Source organism: Luteibacter sp. SG786, from assembly GCF_011759605.1.
Taxonomy (GTDB): Bacteria; Pseudomonadota; Gammaproteobacteria; order Xanthomonadales; family Rhodanobacteraceae; genus Luteibacter.
Genome location: NZ_JAAOYX010000001.1, coordinates 1,938,185 through 1,960,364 on the forward strand (window position 1 = coordinate 1,938,185; position 22,180 = coordinate 1,960,364).

The window sequence follows — 22,180 nt, forward strand, 5'->3', positions numbered from 1 at the left end:
CTTACCGGGCCTCGGAGCGACGGACGAGCACGGGGCCGACGTGCCCCGCGCAAACGGCCCGGTTGCGCCCCGAAAGCTTTGCCGAATACATCGCCGCGTCCGCACGTTCCACCAGCGACTGTACGTTGTCCGCCGGTGTGCGCATGGCAACGCCGATCGACACGGTGAGCATGTCGGACGTGCTCACGTGCACATCCAGGCGATGTACACGGCGGCATAGCCGCGTGGCGATCTGCATCGCGTTTTCCTTGTCCACGCCTTGCAGCAGGGCGACGAACTCCTCGCCGCCATAGCGGCCGAGCAGGTCGGACGGCCGCAGTTCCTGGCGCAGCGCCGCGGCCACCGCGACCAGCGCCTTGTCTCCCGCCGCATGGCCGTGGCGGTCGTTCAGGGCCTTGAAGTGGTCCAGGTCGAAAAAGAACACGGCAACAGGCCTGGCCAACCCCTGATCGAGTACGTCCAGTGCCGCTTCGGTCCACGCCCGTCGATTGAGCAGCCCGGTGAGCGGATCGCTGTCGGCCAGTTGGCGCGCCCGGTCGCGGTCGTGCCGGATCGTGAGGGCGCGGTCGGAAAGACCGATGGAAAGCACGATGGCCTCGAAGGCCCCCATGCCGATGGCCGCGTCGGGCAACCATGGTGCCGCCGCGAGCATCCCCTGCAACTGCGCGCCGCACAGTGCGGTGAGGATCAAGAGCGGCGTCCAGCCCACGAGGAAGAACCACGCGTGCCGCGAACCGCGCGCCGCGGCGAAGGCGCCCGCCACCAGCAACAACAGGGCGCCGAGGAGCACCAGGGGCTGGAGCAGCAGTTGCGCCATGTTGACCAGTACGCCGACGCCGGTGGCGCGCAGGATCATGAGCAGGGGCATCACCACCGCGAACGAAAGTACCGGCGTGCGCAACAGAGGCACGTATTCGTCGACGCGGGCGAAGCGCAGCATGAATAGCGCGGCGAACGACACGGAAAGCGCGGTGGCCGCATCGCCGAGCACATCGGCGGCGCCGGCCAGCGACTGCAGTTCCAGCGGATGGAATACGAAGCCCGACCTCAACCCCTGGATCAGGGCATAGCAAAGCAGATAGGCGGCGTACCAGCCGAAGGTCATGTCGCGCAGGATCAGTGCGAAACACAGCGCCATCAGCGCCATGGTAAGCATGACCGCGAAGGAACCCGTGGCGAACACCATCCAGGCGCCGTCGTCGCGCAGGTAGTCGGGCCAGGAGTCCAGGGAGATGGTCACCGCACCGGCGGGAGACGCGCTGCCGTGAAACTTGAGCAGGAGCGGGCGCGACGCCGGAATGGACTCCGGCAGGCTGAAGATCACACGCCCATGCCCGTGCAGCGCCGTTCCGAAGTCCTGAAGGGACGTGCTGGCGACGAGCGTGTTTCCGTCATACAACGAGATCGTGCCCATGCCCGGATGGCGGACGCTCAGCACGCGCTCCCCACTCGTCCAGGGAGGCGGCGTGCGCACCACCACCCAGGTGCCGTTGGGCGAGTTGGGCAGCACCTGGAGCAAGGTGGGGTCGAAGGACGGGAACGGGCGCTGGGCCGCTTCCGCAAGGATGTCGACGGGCTGCTCGCCCGGCCGCGCCTCCCGTGCATTGGCCAGGAGGGCCGTGGCCCCGGCGGCACCCGCGAAGAGCAGACCGCAGAGGATCGCCGCCTGCAGGAGACGGATCACCCATCCGTTTCGCCGGTTGCAGAAACGCATTCCGAACCCCGCGCAAAGCTCAAGGAGCGCCTACACGGCGCACGGCGTGGATCCGGAAGCGTTCGATCGAAAGCCCGTCTCCCCCTTCGACTGCAAGGTGATTGTGCCTTGCCGCCGGTAGGATGTCGCCTTGGCCGTTCGGGCTAGGTGAAAGGCGACGGCGGAAAACGGTCAGGGCGCCGCAAGGCCGCCAAAGCGTTCCAGAAGCTGGGTCTGGGCGTCCCGCGTGGGCTGCCCGGCCGCTGGCTGGAGGAGCGTGTAGGTGCCATCCGGCTGCTGGACCCAGGCCGAATGGTTGTCCGTAAGGTAGAGGTCCAGCTCGCGACGGATGCGCTGGCGAAGCTTTTTGCCCTCCACGGGAAAACAGGTTTCCACCCGGCGTTCCAGGTTGCGTTCCATGAGGTCGGCGCTGGCGAGATAGACGTCCGGCTCCCCGTCGTTGAGGAACCAGTACACACGACTATGCTCCAGGAACCGGCCCACTACGGAACGTACCCGGATGTTCTGCGATACCCCGGGTACGCCGGCCCGCAGGCAGCACATGCCACGGACGATCAGGTCGATCTTCACGCCGGCCTGGCTTGCGCGGTAGAGCGCACGAATGACCTTGGGATCGGTGATCGCGTTGATCTTGCAAACGATCTCAGCCTTCTTTCCGGCCGCGGCGTGCGCTGCTTCGCGGGCAATGAGGTCGAGCAGGCCTTTCTTCAGGGTGAAGGGGGCGTAGAGCATGCGCTTCATCTTCAGCGCCTTGCCCATGCCGGTGAGGAGACGGAACAGACGATGCACGTCGTCGCACAGCGCCTCGTCGGACGTCAGCAGGCTGTAATCGGTGTACAGGCGCGCGTTGCCCGAATGGTAGTTGCCGGTGCCCAGGTGTGCGTAGCTGACGAGCTTGCCGTTCTCGCGGCGCTGGATCAGCATCAGCTTGGCGTGCGTTTTCACGCCGACCACGCCGTAGGTCACCACGGCGCCCGCCTGTTGCAGGCGTGACGCAAGGCTGAGGTTGGATTCCTCGTCGAAGCGCGCCCGCAATTCCACCACGGCCGTCACTTCCTTGCCCGACCGCGCCGCGTCCACCAGGGCGTCCACGATCTCGGAATTGGCGCCGCTGCGGTACAGCGTCTGCTTGATGGTGAGTACCTGCGGATCCTTGGCCGCCTGACGCAGGAGGTCCACGACCGGCGTGAACGATTCGAACGGGTGATAAAGCAGGATGTCCTGCTTGCCGACGACGGTGAACATGTCGTCGGCGTCCGCCAGCGCCTTGGGCAGTGCGGGCACGAATGCCGGAAACTGCAGCCGCGCATACGTCGGTTGCAGGGTCATCTCGAACAGGCGGGCAAGGTTTACCGGGCCGTTCACCTCATACAAGGCGTCGGCGTCCAGCGAGTATTGTTTCAGCAGGTAATCGACCAGCGGTTTTGGACAGTTGTCGGCCACCTCCAGGCGCACCGCGTCGCCATAGCGCCGCGAGAACAGCTCGCCGCGCAGCGTTCGCGCGAGGTCTTCCACGTCTTCCGGATCGATGGTGAGGTCGGCGTTGCGGGTAAGGCGGAACTGATAGGAACCCAGCACGCGCATGCCCGGGAAGAGGTCATCCGCGTGCGCATGGATGATGGACGAGAGCAGCACGTAGTTGTCGCCGCCTTCGCAGACCTCTTCCGGCAGGCGGATGAGACGGGGAAGGATGCGCGGTGCGGGCACGATCGCCAGGCCTGAATCGCGGCCGAAGGCGTCGGTGCCCTCGAGTTGCACGATGAAGTTGAGGCTCTTGTTCACCAGCCGCGGGAAGGGATGCGTGGGGTCGAGGCCGATGGGGGTGACCAGCGGGGCCACCTCATGCCGGAAATAGCGCCTTACCCAAAGCTTCTGCTTGTGCGTCCACTGGTTGCGCCGGACGATGCGGATGCCTTCGTCCGCCAGGGCGGGAAGGATCTTCTCGTTGAGGATGGCGTACTGCCGCTCGATCTGGCGGTGTGCCACCTCGGAAATCTCGGCGAGCGCGCGACGCGGCGGGATGCCGTCGGCGCCGATCATCTCGTGATCGAAGGCGATCTGCTGCTTCAGCCCCGCCACTCGGATCTCGAAGAACTCGTCCATGTTGGACGAGAAGATCAGCAGGAACTTCAGGCGTTCGATCAGCGGTTTCGATTCGTCCAGGGCCTGGTCGAGCACTCGGATATTGAACTGCAGCTGCGAGAGCTCGCGATGGACATAGAGCGAGGAGTCGCCGAGGTCGATATCGGGGACGTCCACCGGTGCGGCGGGCCGCGCGGCTGCCTTCGCCGTGGCGCTGATGGTTTCGGTCGGTGGGCTCATCGTGTCCAGAACGGCATCCTCGTCGCGTATGGCGACGCCTTGATAATACGCCGCCAGGCGCAGCGTATGACGAACGTCTTACAGCCGCGTGACGCTCGCTCGAAGAGCGCATTGCAACCTTCCTGTCCTCACGTTCACGCATGGCCATGACGATGCCCAACGGAATTCGTGGACGGGTCCAGGTTCTCTTGCCGACTACATTTAGACGATCAGCGGTTCCGGCTCGAGCGCCACGCCGAACTTCGCCTGCACCCCCGCGATGACCCTCTGCGCGAAGGCCCAGAGCTGCGGACCCGTGGCCTTGCCGTGATTCACCAGTACGAGGGCATGGCGGTTCGACATGCCGGCGTCGCCGTCGCGTTCGCCCTTGAACCCGGCCGCTTCGATAAGCCAACCGGCGGAGATCTTCGCCGTGCCTCCCGCGTGGGCCCATACCGGAAGACCGGGGTGGGCGAGAGCGAGGGCGTCGGCCTGCGCGGCCGGCACGATGGGGTTCTTGAAGAAGCTGCCGGCGTTGCCGATGACGGCCGGGTCGGGAAGCTTGCGGGAGCGCAGGCGCACCACGGCTTCTGCCACGTGATACGGCGTAGCCCGGGCCACGCCCATCTTTTCCACTTCCTCCCGGATGCCCGCGTAGTCCAGCGATAGCGGCCGCTCGCGGGGGAGGGCGAAGGTGACGGCCACCACGATCCAGCGGCCGGCCTGCTGCTTGAACGCGGAATCGCGGTAGGAGAACGCACACGCGGCCTTGTCGAGCACGACGAACTCACCCTTGTGGGTGTCCCAGGCTTCGACCGTGTCGATGAACTCCGCTACCTCGACGCCGTACGCGCCGATGTTCTGAATGGGCGAGGCGCCGACGGTGCCGGGGATGAGTATGAGGTTTTCGAGGCCGGCGAAACCCTGGCCCAGCGACCAGCGTACGAAGTCGTCCCAGCGCTCACCTGCGGCCACGCGGATCAGCACGCGATCGTCGCGTTGGAAGGTTTCGACGCCGCGCGTTGCCATGGCGAGCACCGTGCCATCGAAGTCGCCCTTGATGAGCATGTTGCTGCCTTCGCCGAGCACCAGTACCTTGCCGGCCTTTACGGCAGGATAGGCCAGCAGTTGGGGGATCTTCGTGGGGTCGCGCACCTCGGCGAGAAGTTTCGCGCGTGCATCCACACGCAACGTGTTCCGGGCGCCGAGCGGGGCGTCGCTGGCGAGCTTAAACCCGCCCATGTCCACGGGGTTGTTGTTCATGCCAGGATTCCGCGCCGCCGGATTTCAGCGACCGCCTCGGCGATGAGCTTCGGGCCGCGGTATATGAGGCCCGAATAGACCTGCACCAGCGCGGCGCCGGCTTCCATCTTCTCGGCCGCCGAATCGCCGTCGAGGATGCCACCCACTCCAACGATCGGAAGCCTGCCGGCAAGGCGCGCATGCATGCCGCGTAGCACCGCAGTGGACTTCGCGAAGAGCGGCCGGCCGGAAAGGCCGCCGGTCTGGTGAGCGTTCGGGTCACCCGCCACGGCCGTGCGATCGATGGTGGTGTTCGTGCAGATGACGCCGTCGATGCCGGAAGCGAGCAGCACCTCGGCGATGGCGTCCAACTCGGCTTCCGTAAGGTCGGGAGCGATCTTCAGCAGCATCGGCTTGCGCGTGCCATGCCGGCCCGCGTGGCGCTCTTGCGCCTCGCGCAATTCGCCGATGAAGCGCCGCAGCGTTTCCTCTTCCTGCAAATCGCGCAGGCCTTGCGTGTTGGGCGAAGAGATATTCACCGTGATGTAGCTGGCGAGAGGATAGGCGCGCTCCAGGCACAGCAGGTAATCGTCGATGGCGCGCTCGTTCGGCGTGTCCTTGTTCTTTCCGATGTTGATGCCCAGCACGCCGCGGAATGTCGCTTTTTCAACGTTGCGCACCAAGGCGTCGATGCCGCCGTTGTTGAAGCCGAGGCGGTTGATCACCGCCTCGTGAGCGGGCAGGCGGAACATGCGCGGTTTTTCATTGCCTGCCTGGGGGCGCGGCGTGACGGTACCGATCTCCACGAAGCCGAATCCGAGGGCGGCAAGGCCGTCCAGGTGTTCGCCATTCTTGTCGAGGCCCGCCGCAAGCCCGACGGGGTTCGGGAAGTCGATACCGAAGACGGTCGTCGGCAAGTCCGCCGGCGGCTTCGCGATCAGGTGGGACAGGCCACTGCGCTGCGCCACGTCGGACGCATAGAGGGTAAGCCCGTGCGCGGTCTCGGGGTCGAGTGCGAAGAGCAGGGGGCGGATCAGGTCGTACATCATGCGTCCGGACGACCCGCAAACACGCGGGTGTCGTAATCGAAAGAGACCGTGCCTCCCTCTTGCGTCTCGTCGAAGAGCGCGCGCAGGGCATGGAGCATCGGTTCGTGGTTGGGGTGTCCGTGCTTGGGTGCGTACGACGAGGACATCAGGCGCCCGAGCAGGCTTTCGTAGTCGAGTTTCTGGCCGTGCGGGAAGCTGGCCATGCCGCGGTAGCCTTGGCCGAACCAGCGGGCCATCGACGCGTCATCGGTATAACGCTCGGCCACGCCGCGGTAATCGAGGCCATATTCGAGCAAAAGCCGTTCGTAGCCTTCGAGGAACGGCGTGCCGGTCAGCCGGCGCGAGTTCCAGAACACGGCGACAAGCCCGCGTGACGACAGGATGCGCGCGAACTCCGCACGCACCTTGTCCTTGTCGAACCAGTGGAAGGCTTGCGCCACGACGACGAGGTCGACAGCGTGGCCCGGAAGACCGGTAGCCTCGGCGCTGCCGTCCTTCGCGTCGAAGCGATGCTCGCCGGCCAGCCAGCGCTCTGCCGCCGCGCGCATCGCCGCATTGGGCTCGACCGCGGTGACACGGTGACCGGCATCCAGGAACAGCTTGCTGGAGATGCCGGTACCCGCGCCGATATCGGCGACGAGCCAGTCGGGCCTTACGCCGAGTCTGTGCAGCCAGTCGACCAGTGCTCGCGGGTAATCCGGGCGGTAGCGGACATAGTCCTCGACGCGATCGGAGAAACGTTCCGTAGAGCGCAGGTCGTTCATGGCTTGGCCTTCGTCAGAACTCGAACTTGATGCCCTGGGCCAGCGGCAGCGCGTCGGAGTAATTGATGGTGTTGGTCTGGCGGCGCATGTAGACCTTCCACGCGTCGGAGCCGGATTCGCGGCCGCCGCCGGTTTCCTTTTCGCCGCCGAACGCACCGCCGATCTCGGCACCGGACGTGCCGATGTTCACGTTGGCAATGCCGCAGTCCGATCCGGATGCGGACAGGTACTGTTCGGCCGCCTTCAGGTCTTGCGTGAAGATGGCCGACGAAAGCCCCTGCGGCACGGCGTTCTGCTGCGCGATGGCGTCGTCGAGCGTATCGAATGGCATCACGTAGAGGATGGGCGCGAAGGTTTCCGTTTGCACCACCTCATCGGCGTTATTGAGGCCCGTGACGATCGTGGGAAGCACGAAATTGCCCTTGCGGTCGGTGAGCGCCTTGCCGCCGGTACGCACCGTACCGCCCGCCGCCTTGGCTTTCTCGACGGCCGCGAGGAACGCTTGCACGCCCTCGGGGCTGTTCAGCGGGCCCATCAGCGTGGTTGGCAGGGTGGGGTCGCCGATCTTCTGCTCCACCTGTCCGTACGCCTTCACCAGGGTATCGACCACGGTGTCATGGATGGACGAATGCACGAACAGGCGGCGCGTGGTGGTGCAACGCTGGCCGGCCGTGCCGACGGCGCCGAACACGATCGCGGGAATGGCGAGTTTCAGGTCGGCCGACTTATCGAGGATGATGGCGTTGTTGCCGCCCAGCTCGAGCAGGCTGCGGCCCATGCGCTTCGCCACACGCTCGCCGACCATGCGGCCGACCTTCGTCGAGCCGGTGAAGCTGATGAGCGGAATGCGCTTGTCGTCGACGAATGCCTGCGCGAGGTCGCTGCCGGCATCGTTGAACAGGAAGAAGATGTCCGGGAAGCCGCCTTCCTTAAGCGCCTCGTTGCAGATCTTCATCGTGGCGATGGCGGAGAGCGGCGTCTTCGGCGACGGCTTCCAGATGCAGATGTCGCCGCAGATGGCGGCCAGGAACGCGTTCCAGGCCCACACCGCCACCGGGAAGTTGAAGGCGCTGACGATGCCCACGAGACCGATCGGATGCCACTGCTCGTACATGCGGTGGCCCGGGCGTTCCGAATGCATGGTGTTGCCGTAGAGCATGCGGCTCTGGCCCACCGCGAAATCGGCGATGTCGATCATTTCCTGCACTTCGCCGTCGCCTTCGGGCTTGATCTTGCCCATTTCCAGGGCGACCAGCGAACCGAGGGCGTCCTTGTGCTTGCGCAGGGCCTCGCCACAAAGGCGAACGGCCTCGCCGCGGCGCGGAGCCGGCACGGTGCGCCAGATCGCGAAGGCTTCCTGCGCACGCTGAACGATCGTTTCATAGTCGGCCGGGCTGGACGCCTGCACGGTCGCGATGACCTCGCCGGTGGCCGGGTTCACGGCCGTGAGGTTGCCGGCATCGCTGGTGGCGGCCCAAAGGCCACCGCCGAGGTAGGTACCCGACTCGTTGCTGGTGAGACCGAGTGCGGTGAGGATCTTGGCGGACATGGGGGCTCCTTGGACGACAGGCCGGCGGGATGCCGGCGGGCGCGGATAAAGCGCCAATTCTAGCAAACACCGCCTTCACGGCCCGTTGTGCGCTGCGGGACAGACGTCGCGGTCGCGTCGTCGTGGGGACCAGTTGCAAGCACTTCGCAATGACGCGCGCAAGTGCATGCTTCAGCTGAACTTGTTGAAGCGAGCGGAGCGCCATTTTATGACGCGCATCTATGAGATTCCCTACCAGTCCGATGACGGATCGTTCTGGACCGTCCGCCGGAGCGGCGTGTCAGTGGGGCGCTTCCCGTCCCGCTTCGAGGCTTTGCGCGCCGCGGTCAATCTGGCCACGGCCGACGGGGTGGGGGCCACCCTTAAGGTGGAGGGAGCCGATGGCATCTGGCGGCCGTTCGGCAGCGATGCCAAGCGGCCGATGTCCGTCCAGGCCACGCCGATGCGTAGGCTTTCCGCGGTGCGCTGATGGCCTACCGTGGCGTTACCCGTGCGCCCTACAATCCTGGCGATTACCTCACCCGGCGACGCGCATGCTGCCCGATATCACGACCTCTCGCGCCTCTTGTCACTGCGGGACCGTTCGCTTCACCGTCCAGCTGAGCGACGGTCTGCGCACGGCCCGACGCTGCAACTGTTCCTATTGCCGCATGCGCGGGGCGATTGCTGTTTCCGCCCCCATGGGCGGTATCGTGGTGGAGCAGGGGGAGGACGCACTTGCCCTTTACCAGTTCAACACGGGTACCGCCAAACACTATTTCTGTTCCAAGTGCGGCATCTACACGTTCCACCAGCGTCGCTCGAACACCGATCAATACGGCGTCAATGTCGCCTGCCTCGAAGGCATCAGCCCGTTCGACTTTGCCGAGGTGGCGGTGTTGGATGGTGAAAATCACCCTGCGGATCATCCGAAGACGATAAGCGGAGGGGTTGCTGGATTCCTTCGCTACGTATCTGCTCAATGAGTCCTCTCGGCCCCCCCGTCGGTGTGGTTTTCGCTTCGTGGGGTGGGCTTGCCTTGCGGCCTCGCGCTCGGCGTGTTCCGTTGCTTGAGAGCCAGTACCCGTTTCCCTCGCCGCGAAGACTTACGTCGTTCCTTGCGAAGCGAGACCGCTGCGCGGCTTTCCCTCGTGTGTTTCGTGATGGTTTTCCCGGCGTCGTCAGTACCGAGTGTGCAGGTACTATGAGCCGGATCGCGAGGGTGGCAAAATACGGCCCTTGTGTAGAGCCACTTCAGGCCCCGTAGCTCAGCTGGATAGAGCGTCCCCCTCCTAAGGGGAAGGTCGCCCGTTCGAATCGGGCCGGGGTCACCAGCTTTGAACCGCCGCCCGGCAGGGCTTGCGGTGACCGCCCCCACTGGAGAGCCGCCATGACCCGTTCGTTCGACGCCATCATCGTCGGTGCCGGACAGGCGGGACCTGCGCTGGCGAACCGCCTTACCGGCGCCGGCAAGACCGTTGCCATTGTCGAACGACACCTCGTCGGCGGCACGTGCGTCAACACAGGGTGCAAGCCCACCAAGACCCTCGTCGCCAGCGCCTACGCGGCGCAGCTCGCCCGACGTGGCGCCGAATACGGGGTGGGCGTAGGAGCGGTGTCGATCGACATGCCGACGGTGGCGGCGCGTGCGCGCAAGGTGATCCTCGACTCGCGCAAAGGCAACGAGGACTGGCTGGCAGGCATGCCGGGGCTCACACTCATCCGCGGACACGCACGCTTTGTCGCGCCGCGTCGGCTCGAGGTGAATGGCGAAACGATCGAGGCGCCCCAGGTTTTCCTCAATGTCGGGGGGCGCGCCAACGTGCCGGATTTCCCGGGCGTCGACGAGGTGGACTACCTGACCAACAGCACCATCATCCCAATGGAGTCGGTGCCCGAACATCTGGTCGTCGTCGGTGGCAGCTACATAGGCCTGGAGTTCGCACAGATGTACCGTCGCTTCGGGGCGAAGGTGACGGTGGTGGAGCAGGGGCCTCGGCTGGTGCAACGCGAAGACGAAGACGTCTCCGCCGAGATCCGCGCCTTCCTGGAAGGCGAGGGCATCGAAGTACGCACCGACGCGTGCTGTATTCGCCTGGCAAGGCACCCCAACGGTGTGAGCGTGGGTGTGGATTGCACGGACGGCTCGCCGGAAGTGGTCGGCACGCACGTGCTGCTTGCCGTCGGACGCCGCCCCAACACCGACGACCTGGGTCTGGACAAGGCCGGCATCGCCGTCGACGAGCGCGGATACATCAAGGTGGACGACCGGCTCGCCACGAGTGCCGAAGGCGTCTGGGCCATGGGCGACTGCAATGGCAAGGGTGCCTTCACGCACACGGCGTGGAACGACTACGAGATCGTGGCCGCCAACCTGCTCGATGGCGGCGACCGCAAGGTCAGCGATCGCATCCTGGGGTATGCGCTCTACGTCGATCCGCCGCTGGGGAGGGTGGGCATGACGGAAACCCAGGCGCGCGCCAGCGGCAGGCCACTGCTGGTGTCGAAGCGCCCGATGACGCGCGTGGGGCGCGCCGTGGAAAAAGCCGAGACGCATGGCTTCATGAAGGTCGTCGCGGACGCGGAAACGAAACAGATCCTTGGTGCCGCGATTCTCGGCACCGGCGGTGACGAAGCCATCCACGGTATTCTCGACATGATGAACGCGAAGGCATCCATCGGCACCTTGCAATGGGCCGTGCCGATCCATCCAACGGTGTCCGAGCTGATCCCCACGCTGATCGGCGATCTTCAGCCGGCCGAAACGAACCGCTGACCGAGAAGGGGGCGCGGTCCGGTCAGACGTCCCGAATCACCATCAACCGCGTTTCGGTCATGTCCTCGATCGCATAGCGCACGCCTTCCCGCCCGATTCCCGATGACTTCACGCCGCCGTACGGCATGTTGTCCACGCGGAAGCTCGGCACGTCGTTGACGATCACGCCGCCCTGTTCGAGTTCGTCCCAGGCACGCATCGCGTGGCGCAGGTCGTTGGTGAACACGCCGGCCTGCAAGCCGAAGTCGGAGTCGTTGGCGAAGGCCAACGCCTCGTCGAAGGTCATGAAGCGTTGCAGGATCGCCACCGGCCCGAAGGCTTCCATGCGCTGCAGCTTTGCATCGCGCGGCACGTTTTCCAGCAACGTGGCCTCAAGCATGGCGCCTTTCCTGCCGCCGCCGCACAGGATGCGGCCACCGGTCTTCTTTGCTTCGGCGATCCAGCCCTCGAGCCGTTCCGCCGCCGCAGTGTCGATCATGGGCCCGAGGAAAGTGGACTTCTTCTTCGGGTCGCCGGCTTTCAGCGCTTTCACCTTCGCCACGAGCTTGCGGCGCAGTGCGTCGTACACGTCGTCGTGGACAAGGATCCGCTGCACGCTGATGCAGCTTTGCCCCGACTGGTAAAAGGCGCCGAACACGAGCCGGTCGACCACGGCATCGAGCCGGTCGGCCTGGTCGCCGTCCACGATGCAGGCGGCATTGCCGCCCAGTTCGAGCGTCACCTTCTTGTGACCCGCGCGCGCCTTGAGGTCCCAGCCGATAAGCCCGCCAGTGAACGAAAGCAGCTTGAGGCGCGCGTCGGTCACGAGCGGCTCGGCATGCTTGCCATCCAGCGGAAGGATGGAAAACGCGCCTTTCGGCAAGTCGGTCTCCGCAAGGATCTCGCCGATGATCAGTGCCCCGAGGGGTGTCTTCTCCGACGGTTTCAGCACGAACGGGCAACCCGCGGCGATGGCGGGCGCGACCTTGTGCGCGACGAGGTTCAGCGGGAAGTTGAAGGGCGTGATGAACGCCACCGGCCCTAGGGGCACCCGCCTCGTGTAGCCGTGGTAGCCGGCGGTGCGCGGCGAGATCTCGAGATTGAGGGTCTCGCCGTCGATGCGCACGGACTCCTCCGCCGCGATCTTGAAGGTATCGATGAGGCGGACGACTTCGCCCAGTGCATCGTTGATGGGCTTGCCGGCCTCGACACACAGCGCATAGGCCAGCTCGTCGCGTCGCTCCTGGAAGCGGCGCACACAATGTTCGAGCACCGCCTGCCGTTCGTAGGGGCGAAAGCGCTTCATGGCGGGAGCCGCCGCCGTTGCCGAAGCGATGGCTCGCTCCAGTGCCGCCGCGTCGGGCAGGGCCACTCGCGTCGCCACCTTGCCGGTGTATTTGTCCAGTACGTCGAGCTTCTTCTTGCCGGGCTTCACCGGCTTGTTCGCCACGTAGTAGGGGTAGCTCTTGGCGAGCATGGGGGAACTCCATTGCGCCGATCGATGGGGGAGGATGACTCCCGCCGCGTTCACTGCCCGTATACGGGTACGCCTAGCCTTCGCTGCGCACCTTGATCTCGCCGTTGCCGAGCATCACGCGCAGGCGGTCGCCCGGCGACACGTCGGATGCGCGGCGCACGATGGCTTCGTGCTGGTCGAAGACGATGGCATAACCGCGCTCGAGCGTCGCCAGCGGGCTGACCGCGTGCAGCGTGCGTCCTTGTTCCGCGAGGCGCAGGCGGTCGCGCTCGATCCGCCGCGCGATGGCCACGGACAGGCGCTGGCGCAGGTCGGCGATGCGTACGCGGGAAGGCGTGAGCCGCAGGCGGGGATGCTGGGCCGCCAGGCGGGCATGCAGGCGTTCCAGCCGCGCGCGGCGCAGGTTGTTCGTCTGCCCCACGGTGACGTAGAGGCGGCGCCGCAACGCTTCCAGGCGCTGTGCGTCGCGCGCGAGACGGGCCTGCGGCCGCTGCGCATTGAGGCGCGCCTGCCATTGGTCGGCACGCTGCGCCGCGGCCTGGAGACGGCGCGCCATCAGCGTGGCCATGCGCTGGCGCAGCCGTGCCAGCTGCCGTGCGATGTCGCCCGATTCCGGCACAAGCAGTTCCGCCGCGGCCGATGGCGTGGGCGCACGGAGGTCCGCCACGAAATCGGCGATGGTGAAGTCCACCTCGTGGCCGACCGCGGACACCACGGGAACGGCGCTCGCATGGATGGCGCGCGCCACCTGTTCGTCGTTGAAGGCCCAGAGGTCTTCGAGCGAGCCGCCGCCGCGCGTCACCAGCAACACGTCGTAGAGGCCGCTCGACGAGGCCCGGCGAAGCATCGATGCGATGGCGGCGGGCGCTTCGCGCCCCTGCACGGGCACCGGAAGCACATCCACCTCGGCAAGGCCGAAGCGTCGGCCGAGCACGCTCAATACATCGCGTATCGCGGCGCCCGTGGGCGAGGTGATCACACCGATACGGCCGGGGAAGGGCGGCAGCGTGCGCTTGCGCTCGGGCGCAAAAAGGCCCTCCGCCCCGAGGCGCGCCTTGAGCTGCTCGAATTCTCGCTGCAAGGCGCCTTCGCCAGCGGGCTCCATGTGGTCGGCCACCAGTTGGAACTCGCCGCGCGCTTCATAGAGCCCTACCTTGGCACGCATGAGCACGTGCATGCCGTCCACCGGACGGAAGCGCAGGCGAGAGGCGGCCATGCGGAACATGGCGCAGCGGACCTGCGCGTTGGCGTCTTTCAGTGTGAAGTAGACGTGCCCCGAGGAAGGCCGCGCCACGTTCGACAACTCGCCCTCGATCCAGACACCCATGGGCAGGGCATCTTCCAGCAGGTCGCGCACCAGCCGGTTGAGGCCGGTGGGTGTCAGGATCTCCGGAGGCGCGCGGTCATCGTGTGCTGACATGGGCCGCCGAGGTTAGCACGGCGGCGGCGAATGTCGATGGGGCAGGGACTTACCGCGCACTCCTTATAAAAACATCACATCCGGAAGACACCGAAGCGGCCCTGCTCGATGGGCGCGTTGAGCGAGGCGGAGATGGCAAGGCCCAGGACGCGCCGCGTATCGGCCGGGTCGATGATCCCGTCGTCCCAGAGCCGTGCACTGGCGTAGTAGGGATGCCCCTGGCGCTCGTACTGGTCGCGGATGGGCGCCTTGAAGGCTTCCTCGTCCTCCGCGCTCCATGCCCCGCCACCAGCCTCGATGCCGTCGCGCCGGACCGTGGCGAGTACCGACGCGGCCTGTTCGCCGCCCATGACACTGATGCGTGCGTTCGGCCACATCCAGAGGAAACGGGCGCCGTATGCGCGACCGCACATGGCGTAGTTGCCGGCACCGAAGCTGCCGCCGATCACCACGGTGAACTTGGGCACGTGCGAGCATGCGACCGCGGTGACCATCTTCGCCCCGTCCTTCGCGATGCCGCCGTTCTCGTACTTGCGGCCGACCATGAAGCCCGTGATGTTCTGGAGGAACACCAGCGGTACGTTGCGCTGGTTGCACAGCTCGATGAAGTGCGCGCCCTTCTGCGCCGACTCGCCGAACAGGATGCCGTTGTTCGCCACGATGCCCACCGGGTAGCCGTGGATGTGCGCGAACCCGGTGACCAACGTCTTGCCATAGCGCGCCTTGAATTCATGGAATTCGGAGTCGTCCACCAGTCGCGCGATCACCTCGCGGATGTCGAACGGGCGGCGGGTGTCTTCCGGAATCACCCCGTAGAGTTCTTCGGCCGCGAAGCGCGGTTCAAGCGGCGGGCGCACGGCAAGCGGCTGCTTCTTCACGCGGTTCAGCGAACCCACGATATCGCGGGCGATCGCGAGCGCGTGGGCGTCGTTTTCCGCGAAGTGGTCGGCGACGCCGGACACCGACGTGTGCACGTCCGCCCCGCCAAGCGCCTCGGCGTCCACGACCTCGCCCGTGGCCGCCTTCACCAGCGGGGGGCCGCCGAGGAAGATCGTGCCCTGCTCGCGGACGATGATGGTTTCGTCGCTCATCGCGGGGACGTAGGCGCCGCCAGCGGTACAGGATCCCATCACCACGGCGATCTGCGGGATCCCCTGCGCGCTCATGCGCGCCTGGTTGTAGAAGATGCGCCCGAAGTGCTCGCGGTCCGGGAACACTTCGTCCTGGAGGGGGAGGAAGGCGCCGCCGGAATCGACGAGGTACACGCAGGGCAGCCGGTTCTCCATTGCCACTTCCTGCGCGCGCAGATGCTTCTTCACCGTCATCGGGAAATAGGTGCCGCCTTTGACGGTGGCATCGTTCGCGAGCACCACCACTTCCTGGCCCATCACCCGCCCGATACCGGCAATGACACCCGCCGCGGGCGCGGCGTCGTCATACATGCCGTGCGCGGCGAGCGGGGCGATTTCGAGGAAGGGCGAGCCCGGATCGAGGAGCGCGCGGATGCGTTCGCGCGGAAGGAGTTTGCCCCTGGCCACATGCTTTTCGCGAGCCTTCGCCCCGCCACCTTCGGCGGTGCGCTTCAATGTCTCGCGCAGGTCCTCCGTCAGTGCGCGCAGGCGCAAACTGGAGGCCTGGAATTCGGTGGAACGGGTATCGAGCTGCGACGTGAGGATGGGCATGAGGGTTTCACGGGCGGACCAAACCGACATGATAGCGGCGCGGCCCATCAGGCTAACGCTGCGTTGCGGTAGGAACGGCCGGGGGAGAGGGCAAAAAAGCGGCCACCCGAAGGTGGCCGCCCTTTGCATCGAAGATAAACCTGGAAAGGCTTACTTCTTGGTGTCGTCCGCAGCGCTCTTGGCGTTGTCGGCAGCGTCCTTCGCCTGGTCAGCCGACTTGTCGGCCTGATCGGCGGCGTTGGAAGCAGCGTCCTTGGCCATGTCGGAAGAGCCACCGGCCGTGGAAGCCGAAGCGGCGGCCTGAGCCTGCGAAGCAGCGTCCTTGGCCTGGTCAGCGGACTGCTGAGCCTGGTCGGCGGCCTGCGAGGTCGCGGCGTTCTGCGACTGGTCGGCGGCCTGCTGGGCCTTGTCCGCCTGCTGCTGAGCATCGGCAGCCGACTTCTGGGCGTCTTGCGCGGAATCCTGCGCGCCGTTGCTGCAAGCTGCCAGAAGCGCGACGAGCGCAGAGGCGAGAAGGGTACGCGTCAAATTCATTATGTTTCTCCTTAGCCGTGGAATGCCGTTAGGCGGGCGTATTAATAGCTCAGTTGTATTCACTTAGCTACACATAGAGCCATTTCGCTTCAGGGCGCATTAAAACCTATGTATGTCGCGTGATCGTTCCGGTATGTGCGCCTTTCGACGGCAGCTTCACACCAGTTCGATGGCGACAGCCGTTGCCTCGCCGCCACCGATACAGAGCGCGGCGACGCCCTTTTTTGCCCCACGGGCCGTCAAGGCATTGAGAAGAGTCACGACGATACGGGCACCGCTGGCACCGATCGGGTGGCCCAGGGCGCAGGCGCCGCCATGGACGTTGAGCTTGTCGTGCGACACGCCCAGTTCCCGCATCACGGCCATCGGAACCACCGCGAAAGCCTCGTTGACCTCGTAAAGATCGACCTCGTCCGCACTCCAGCCGGCCTTCTCCAGTACCTTGGAAATGGCGCCCACCGGAGCAGTGGTGAACCATTCCGGTTCCTGCGAGTGGGTGGCATGGCCAACGACGCGGGCCAGCGGCTTCACCCCGCGGGCCTTGGCGTCGTCGGCCGAAAGCAGCACGAGGGCCGCGGCGCCGTCGGAGATGCTGGACGAGCTGGCTGCCGTGATCGTGCCGTTTTCCTTGCGGAAGGCTGCCCGGAGGGTGGGGATCTTGGCCGTATCGGAGCGGCCCGGCTGTTCGTCCTCGACGAACTCCTGCGGCCCCTTGCGGCCCTGCACCGTCACGGGAACGATTTCGTTCGCGAAGGCGCCGTTCTTCTGAGCGGCCTTCGCGCGCTCCACCGAAGCGATGGCATAGGCGTCCTGTTCCTCGCGCGAGAAATGGTACTTGTCGGCGCACTGCTCGCCGAAAACGCCCATCGCTTTTCCGTCGTACGGATTGGTGAGGCCGTCCCATGCCATGTGGTCGACAAGCTGCCCGTCGCCGTAGCGGATGCCGGTGCGCGCATTGACCATGTGCGGCGCGTTGGTCATGGATTCCATACCGCCCGCCACCACGATGCCGGCCGAGCCGGCCTTGATCAGGTCGTGCGCGAGCATCATGGCCTTCATGCCGGAACCGCACACCTTGTTGATGGTGGTGCAGCCGGTGGACGTGGGCAGGCCCGCTTCGAGCGATGCCTGCCGCGCCGGTGCCTGCCCGAGATTGGCCGGCAGCACGCAGCCCATGATGACTTCGCTCACGTCCGCCGGTGCGATGCCCGCCTGGTCGAGCGCGGCCTTGATGGCGATGGAGCCCAGCTTCGGCGTCGGAACGCCGGTGAACTGACCGAGGAAGGAACCGATGGCGGTGCGCTTGGCACCCGCGATGACGATGTCGGACATGGGGTACTCCGTAAGACTCGGATGGCCGCCCTTTCGGGGCGGAAAACCCGTCGAGTATCGCAGCGGGGGCTGGGGAGGGGCAATCTGCGGCGCCGCAAAAGGCCCGAGGGCAGGGGGCGCGGGAGGTTCCGGCAGGGGATCGCCCATGCCGCTTCAGGCCTTGAGTTTTTTCGTAATAAGGTGTGGCAATATCCGCGCAGGGGCGCCCGGCAGGCCGGGCGCAGACATGATGTCGAGCCGGGGGACAATGTGAATACGATCAGGATGCCGCGTCGGCGCGAACTCGCGCTGGCTGTTGCTGTGGGTGTGACGCTGACCGCTTGCGGCGGTGGAGGGGGAGGTAGCCGGCCGAGCTACAACGTGCCGGCCATCGTGACGCCACCCCCGCCGCCTCCGCCGCCCACACCACCCGCACCGCCGACCTTCAGTGTGCCGGCCGACGTGCAGATTTCGGGCACGAACACACAGCCCGCGCACGATGCCGGCGCCAAGGGTGGCGGCGTCACCATTGCCATCGTCGATTCCGGTGTCACGACCACCAATCCCGCACTGACGGGCAAGGTGACGAAGAGTCTCGTCTATGTCGATCCGGCGGTGAACAACGTCGCCGTCGAGGACGTGGTGGGGCATGGCACGGTCGTGGCGGAACTCGCCGCGGGAACCGCCACGGGTTACTTCGCAGGCGGCGTGGCGCCGTCCGCGAGCCTGGTATCGGCGCGCATCATCGCCGACAAGGCCCCGGCCGACGACGGTTCGGGCCAAGGCAACAAGGTGACCAGTGCCGATCCGCTCGGCACCATCAACGCCGACGTCATTGCCGCAGGTGCGTCGATCGTCAACAACTCTTGGGGCGGGCTGTACTGGGACGCGAGCGATACCGCCACGACGGCCAGTTTCTCCGCGGCGTACGCATCGGCCAGGGTAGGCGTGCTCTACGTTTTCGCAGCGGGCAACGACGGAAAGGCCAATCCCTCTGACCTCGCGGCCTTGCCTGCCCGTAGTCCCTCGCTGGAACCCGGCTGGCTTGCCGTGGTCGCACTGGACAGCAATCACCTCGATACGATCGCGTCGTACTCGAACCACTGTGGCATCGCCATCAAGTATTGCCTGGCAGCCCCAGGTAGCATCGTGGCGCTTGCCCCTACGGCGACCGCCACGAACCTGAGCTACGTGGAAGGAAGCGGCACCTCGTTCGCAGCCCCGCAAGTATCGGGTGCGGCAGCGGTCGTCAAGGGCGTTTTCCCCTCGCTGTCGACAGATGCCGTGCGCCAGATCATCCTGGGCACCGCGGATGACCTGGGCGCGCCCGGTCCCGATCCCGTGTTCGGTTACGGACGCCTCAACCTTGGCAAGGCGATTCTCGGTCCTGGCAGGGTGGACTGGGGCGAACTGCCCGTGGACCTCAACCAGAACGTGGTCACCTTTTCCAACCCCGTAGCAGGAGAGGGTGGTTTCAACGTGGAGGGGCCGGGAACGCTCGTGCTTTCGAGCAGCGCCAACACCTTCACCGGCAACAGCACGATCGGAAACGGCGCGACGCTCGATTCGACCGGTTTTTTCCCTGGCGACGCGACCATCCTGTCCACCGGCATGCTGCTTGCCAGAGGCAACATTGGCGGGAAGGTGACCAACGAGGGCATGCTGCAGACGACGGCCGCGGGCACGCGTATCGGCGGCGACTTCGTGCAAGGGCCCACCGGGCAGCTTCGCCAGGTGCTGGGCGCTCCGCTGATCGTCGAAGGCGATGCGACGCTCGACGGCGACTTCCACGTCTCCGGCGTGACCGACGGCTATGTGAAGACATCGCACCAGGAGGTCCTGCAGGCCGCGACCGTTACGGGTACGTTCGCCTCGCTCTCCACCGATCCGAGTGTGTTCCTTTCCACCTCGCTGCAGTACACGCCGACGGACGTCTGGATCGACACCTCGACCATCACCGTGGTCAAGGTGGCGTCGGCCACGATGTCGCGGTCGGCAGCCGCGGTGTCCTCGGCCGCGCGCCTGGACGGCGCCTTTGGGCAACTCGACCAGGCCCTGTCCTCGCCGGTTTCCGCGGCGGGTGTCGCGCAAGGCACGCTGCTTGCCGCTGGCGGCATCCAGCAGTCGCGCGACACGCAGACGGCGCAGGCGTCGCTCGAATCGCTGTCGGGCCAGCTCTATGCTGCCGGCACCGCGGTGACCCTGGCTGGTATCGACGCAGGCAACGATGCGTTGATGTCGCATCTCGACCAGAACGGTTCGGGTTCCTGGTCGCAGTCGCTCGGTTACCAGGGCGGACTCAGCCGTGCCGGGTTCGGCAATGTCGGGTTCAACCTCGGCGGCGGTCTCGTGGGTCATGACATTCGCCTGGGCAGCAACGGCTTTGCCGGCGTGGCCGTGGCACAGATGAACAGCAATGGCCAGCTCAACGGCAACTTCGACCGCCAGCGCAGCCACGCTACCCAGGGCATGTTCTATGCCGGATCGCGGGGCGAAAAATGGTACGGCGTGGGGCAGGTGGGCTATGGCAGCTTCCGCGGCGACATGCAGCGGGTGCTGCGCCTTGGCGACCAGGCGACGTTCGCGGGCACCGACCTCAACGGCACCTATGACTCGGCCTACGGCGAGGTGGGTTTCCGCACGAATGCCGGTGCCTTCACTCTCACGCCGTTCGCGAACGTGCAGTACGCGAGCATCCGCCGCGATGGCTTCCAGGAATACGGCGGCGACGGCTTCGGCCTCGCGGCCGACGGACACACCACCTCACGCTGGCAGGCCGGTTTCGGCTTGCGCGCCGGCGGGTCCTGGTTGACGTCGATGGGCAAGCTTCAGCTCAACGCGAAGCTGGGCTGGCAGAACGCGTTCGCGACGAAGGGCGAAGTGTTCGCCGCCCGGTACACCGGGTTTGCGCAGTGGGCGCCCGTCGAGGGCATCGGTCTTTCCCGCCGCGCAGGCACCGCCGGGCTGAACCTGTCGCTCGACATGAGCCAGCAAACCCAGCTTGGTTTCGACGTGGATCAGCGCTTCGCGGATCGCGATCACTCCCGCTCGGCGCGGGCGTCGTTCCGGATGAACTGGTAACGCTGCAAACCGTCCTACAGGGGGCGCAACGCTCCCTGTAGGAGCCGCCATGGCGGCGAGGGACGCACCTCGCCGCTTCATCGCTTGCGCCGTCTACTCGCCGCTATAGCGGCTCCTACAGAGAGTCGACGATGTCGGGAGAGCGGGCAGCCTCAGGACTTGCCGTGGAACAGCTCGCGGCCGATCAGCATGCGGCGGATTTCGTTGGTGCCCGCGCCGATCTCGTAGAGCTTGGCGTCGCGCAGCAGGCGGCCTGCGGGGAATTCGTTGATATAGCCGTTGCCGCCGAGGGCCTGGATGGCTTCGAGCGCCACCTTCACCGCGTTGGTGGAGGCGTTGAGCAGGCAGGCGGCCGGGTCGATGCGCGACTTCACGCCATTGTCGAACTGCTGCGCCACCATGTACGCAAAGCCGCGCGACGATTGCAGTGCCGTGTACATGTCGGCGACCTTCGCCTGCATCATGCCGAAGGTGCCGATGGGTGCGTTGAACTGCTTGCGCTCCCGCACGTACGGCAGCACGAGGTCCACCGCCGCCTGCATGATGCCGATGGGGCCACCCGACAGCACCAGGCGCTCGGTGTCCAGGCCGCCCATGAGCACGCGTACGCCTTCGTTCACCTCGCCCACCACGTTCTCGGCGGGGATCTCGCAGTTGTCGAACACCAGTTCGCAGGTGTTGGAACCGCGCATGCCCAGCTTGTCCAGCTTCTGTGCGGTGGTAAAGCCCTTCATGCCTTTCTCGACGATGAAGGCGGTCATGCAGCGGCTGCCGGCGGGGCGGGGCGCCGTGCGCATGTAAACCAGCAGCACGTCGGCGTCGGGGCCGTTGGTGATCCACATCTTCGAGCCGTTGGCCACCCAGGTGTCGCCGACCAGCTCGGCGTGGCAGCTCATCGAACCCACCACGTCGGAACCGGCACCGGGTTCGCTCATGGCGAGCGCGCCCACCCATTCGCCGCTGGCGAGCTTGGGGAGGTACTTGCGGCGCTGGGCGTCGTTGCCGTTGTGGTAGATGTTCTGCACGCACAGGTTCGAGTGCGCGCCGTAGGACAGCCCTACGGATGCCGATGCGCGGGAGATTTCCTCCATGGCGATCATGTGCGCAAGGAAGCCCAGGCCGGAGCCGCCGAACTCCTCCGGAATGGTGACGCCGAGCAGCCCCATGTCGCCGAACTTGCGCCAGAGGTCTTCCGGGAACACGTTCTCGCGGTCGATGCGGTCGGCCCGCGGCGCGATCTCCTTTTCGGCGAAAGCGTGGACGCTTTCGCGCAGCAGGTCGAGGTCTTCACCGAGGGAAAAGGGGCGCATGCTGCAAAGCTC

General features: G+C 66.0%; 16 protein-coding genes and 1 tRNA gene. 5 read left to right on the plus strand and 12 right to left on the minus strand.

Going from position 1 to position 22,180, the window contains the following annotated elements:
- Position 1: 1 nt before the first annotated feature.
- From FHS47_RS08910 to FHS47_RS08935, 6 genes are all read right to left on the minus strand, one after another.
- Positions 2-1,684, minus strand: a complete 1,683-nt coding sequence (locus FHS47_RS08910) for a diguanylate cyclase (RefSeq protein WP_208381875.1) — start codon at positions 1,682-1,684, stop codon at positions 2-4.
- Positions 1,685-1,885: 201 nt separating this feature from the next.
- The gene (ppk1, locus tag FHS47_RS08915; protein WP_167025856.1) at positions 1,886-4,036 is read right to left on the minus strand and encodes a polyphosphate kinase 1; all 2,151 of its coding nucleotides are present in this window, start codon (positions 4,034-4,036) and stop codon (positions 1,886-1,888) included.
- A gap of 201 nt (positions 4,037-4,237) precedes the next feature.
- Positions 4,238-5,257 carry a UDP-N-acetylmuramate dehydrogenase gene (gene murB, locus FHS47_RS08920; RefSeq protein ID WP_167027839.1) on the minus strand — a complete coding sequence of 340 codons (1,020 nt, stop codon included), beginning with the start codon at positions 5,255-5,257 and terminating at the stop codon, positions 4,238-4,240.
- A gap of 17 nt (positions 5,258-5,274) precedes the next feature.
- Positions 5,275-6,303: a quinone-dependent dihydroorotate dehydrogenase gene (locus FHS47_RS08925; RefSeq protein WP_167027842.1), complete on the minus strand. Its 1,029-nt coding sequence runs from the start codon at positions 6,301-6,303 to the stop codon at positions 5,275-5,277.
- Positions 6,303-7,070 carry a class I SAM-dependent methyltransferase gene (locus tag FHS47_RS08930; RefSeq protein ID WP_167025859.1) on the minus strand — a complete coding sequence of 256 codons (768 nt, stop codon included), beginning with the start codon at positions 7,068-7,070 and terminating at the stop codon, positions 6,303-6,305. Before FHS47_RS08930 ends, FHS47_RS08925 begins: the two co-directional genes overlap by 1 nt.
- 13 nt (positions 7,071-7,083) lie before the next feature.
- Entirely contained in the window at positions 7,084-8,619 is a 1,536-nt protein-coding gene (locus tag FHS47_RS08935) for an aldehyde dehydrogenase family protein (protein WP_167025862.1), read from the minus strand.
- A 208-nt stretch (positions 8,620-8,827) separates the two neighbouring features.
- Between FHS47_RS08935 and FHS47_RS08940 the strand changes: the two genes are divergently transcribed.
- From FHS47_RS08940 to FHS47_RS08955, 4 genes are all read left to right on the plus strand, one after another.
- Positions 8,828-9,088: a DUF2188 domain-containing protein gene (locus FHS47_RS08940; protein WP_167025865.1), complete on the plus strand. Its 261-nt coding sequence runs from the start codon at positions 8,828-8,830 to the stop codon at positions 9,086-9,088.
- Between the two features lie 64 nt (positions 9,089-9,152).
- The gene (locus FHS47_RS08945; RefSeq protein ID WP_167025868.1) at positions 9,153-9,584 is read left to right on the plus strand and encodes a GFA family protein; all 432 of its coding nucleotides are present in this window, start codon (positions 9,153-9,155) and stop codon (positions 9,582-9,584) included.
- Between the two features lie 271 nt (positions 9,585-9,855).
- Positions 9,856-9,932: transfer RNA gene (locus FHS47_RS08950), tRNA-Arg, on the plus strand.
- A gap of 56 nt (positions 9,933-9,988) precedes the next feature.
- The gene (locus FHS47_RS08955) at positions 9,989-11,374 is read left to right on the plus strand and encodes an FAD-containing oxidoreductase (protein ID WP_167025871.1); all 1,386 of its coding nucleotides are present in this window, start codon (positions 9,989-9,991) and stop codon (positions 11,372-11,374) included.
- A 22-nt stretch (positions 11,375-11,396) separates the two neighbouring features.
- Here FHS47_RS08955 and FHS47_RS08960 read toward each other — a convergent pair whose 3' ends face one another.
- From FHS47_RS08960 to FHS47_RS08980, 5 genes are all read right to left on the minus strand, one after another.
- Entirely contained in the window at positions 11,397-12,830 is a 1,434-nt protein-coding gene (locus FHS47_RS08960) for an aldehyde dehydrogenase family protein (protein WP_167025874.1), read from the minus strand.
- Positions 12,831-12,903: 73 nt separating this feature from the next.
- The gene (gene xseA / locus FHS47_RS08965) at positions 12,904-14,250 is read right to left on the minus strand and encodes an exodeoxyribonuclease VII large subunit (protein WP_167025877.1); all 1,347 of its coding nucleotides are present in this window, start codon (positions 14,248-14,250) and stop codon (positions 12,904-12,906) included.
- 74 nt (positions 14,251-14,324) lie between these two features.
- Complete coding sequence (locus FHS47_RS08970; RefSeq protein ID WP_167025880.1) at positions 14,325-15,932, minus strand: carboxyl transferase domain-containing protein; 1,608 nt, start codon at positions 15,930-15,932, stop codon at positions 14,325-14,327.
- 150 nt (positions 15,933-16,082) lie between these two features.
- Positions 16,083-16,466 carry a hypothetical protein gene (locus FHS47_RS08975; RefSeq protein ID WP_167025882.1) on the minus strand — a complete coding sequence of 128 codons (384 nt, stop codon included), beginning with the start codon at positions 16,464-16,466 and terminating at the stop codon, positions 16,083-16,085.
- 156 nt (positions 16,467-16,622) lie between these two features.
- Positions 16,623-17,798: an acetyl-CoA C-acyltransferase gene (locus FHS47_RS08980; RefSeq protein WP_167025885.1), complete on the minus strand. Its 1,176-nt coding sequence runs from the start codon at positions 17,796-17,798 to the stop codon at positions 16,623-16,625.
- Between the two features lie 249 nt (positions 17,799-18,047).
- On the opposite strand from FHS47_RS08980, the gene FHS47_RS08985 reads away from it, so the two are divergent.
- A complete protein-coding gene (locus FHS47_RS08985; RefSeq protein WP_167025887.1) occupies positions 18,048-20,858 on the plus strand; it encodes an autotransporter serine protease in 2,811 nt (936 codons plus the stop codon).
- 152 nt (positions 20,859-21,010) lie between these two features.
- On the opposite strand, the gene FHS47_RS08990 is transcribed toward FHS47_RS08985, so the two are convergent.
- On the minus strand, positions 21,011-22,168 hold the full coding sequence (locus FHS47_RS08990; RefSeq protein ID WP_167025890.1) for an isovaleryl-CoA dehydrogenase: 1,158 nt from the start codon (positions 22,166-22,168) through the stop codon (positions 21,011-21,013).
- Positions 22,169-22,180: the final 12 nt, after the last annotated feature.

What these genes read in the sequence shown, in the direction of transcription:
- ppk1 (WP_167025856.1), bottom strand. Translation starts at nt 4,036, where the DNA reads ATGAGCCCACCGACCGAAACCATCAGCGCCACGGCGAAGGCAGCCGCG.
- murB (WP_167027839.1), bottom strand. Translation starts at nt 5,257, where the DNA reads ATGGGCGGGTTTAAGCTCGCCAGCGACGCCCCGCTCGGCGCCCGGAAC.
- FHS47_RS08925 (WP_167027842.1), bottom strand. Translation starts at nt 6,303, where the DNA reads ATGTACGACCTGATCCGCCCCCTGCTCTTCGCACTCGACCCCGAGACC.
- FHS47_RS08930 (WP_167025859.1), bottom strand. Translation starts at nt 7,070, where the DNA reads ATGAACGACCTGCGCTCTACGGAACGTTTCTCCGATCGCGTCGAGGAC.
- FHS47_RS08935 (WP_167025862.1), bottom strand. Translation starts at nt 8,619, where the DNA reads ATGTCCGCCAAGATCCTCACCGCACTCGGTCTCACCAGCAACGAGTCG.
- FHS47_RS08940 (WP_167025865.1), top strand. Translation starts at nt 8,828, where the DNA reads ATGACGCGCATCTATGAGATTCCCTACCAGTCCGATGACGGATCGTTC.
- FHS47_RS08945 (WP_167025868.1), top strand. Translation starts at nt 9,153, where the DNA reads ATGCTGCCCGATATCACGACCTCTCGCGCCTCTTGTCACTGCGGGACC.
- FHS47_RS08955 (WP_167025871.1), top strand. Translation starts at nt 9,989, where the DNA reads ATGACCCGTTCGTTCGACGCCATCATCGTCGGTGCCGGACAGGCGGGA.
- FHS47_RS08960 (WP_167025874.1), bottom strand. Translation starts at nt 12,830, where the DNA reads ATGCTCGCCAAGAGCTACCCCTACTACGTGGCGAACAAGCCGGTGAAG.
- xseA (WP_167025877.1), bottom strand. Translation starts at nt 14,250, where the DNA reads ATGTCAGCACACGATGACCGCGCGCCTCCGGAGATCCTGACACCCACC.
- FHS47_RS08970 (WP_167025880.1), bottom strand. Translation starts at nt 15,932, where the DNA reads ATGCCCATCCTCACGTCGCAGCTCGATACCCGTTCCACCGAATTCCAG.
- FHS47_RS08975 (WP_167025882.1), bottom strand. Translation starts at nt 16,466, where the DNA reads ATGAATTTGACGCGTACCCTTCTCGCCTCTGCGCTCGTCGCGCTTCTG.
- FHS47_RS08980 (WP_167025885.1), bottom strand. Translation starts at nt 17,798, where the DNA reads ATGTCCGACATCGTCATCGCGGGTGCCAAGCGCACCGCCATCGGTTCC.
- FHS47_RS08990 (WP_167025890.1), bottom strand. Translation starts at nt 22,168, where the DNA reads ATGCGCCCCTTTTCCCTCGGTGAAGACCTCGACCTGCTGCGCGAAAGC.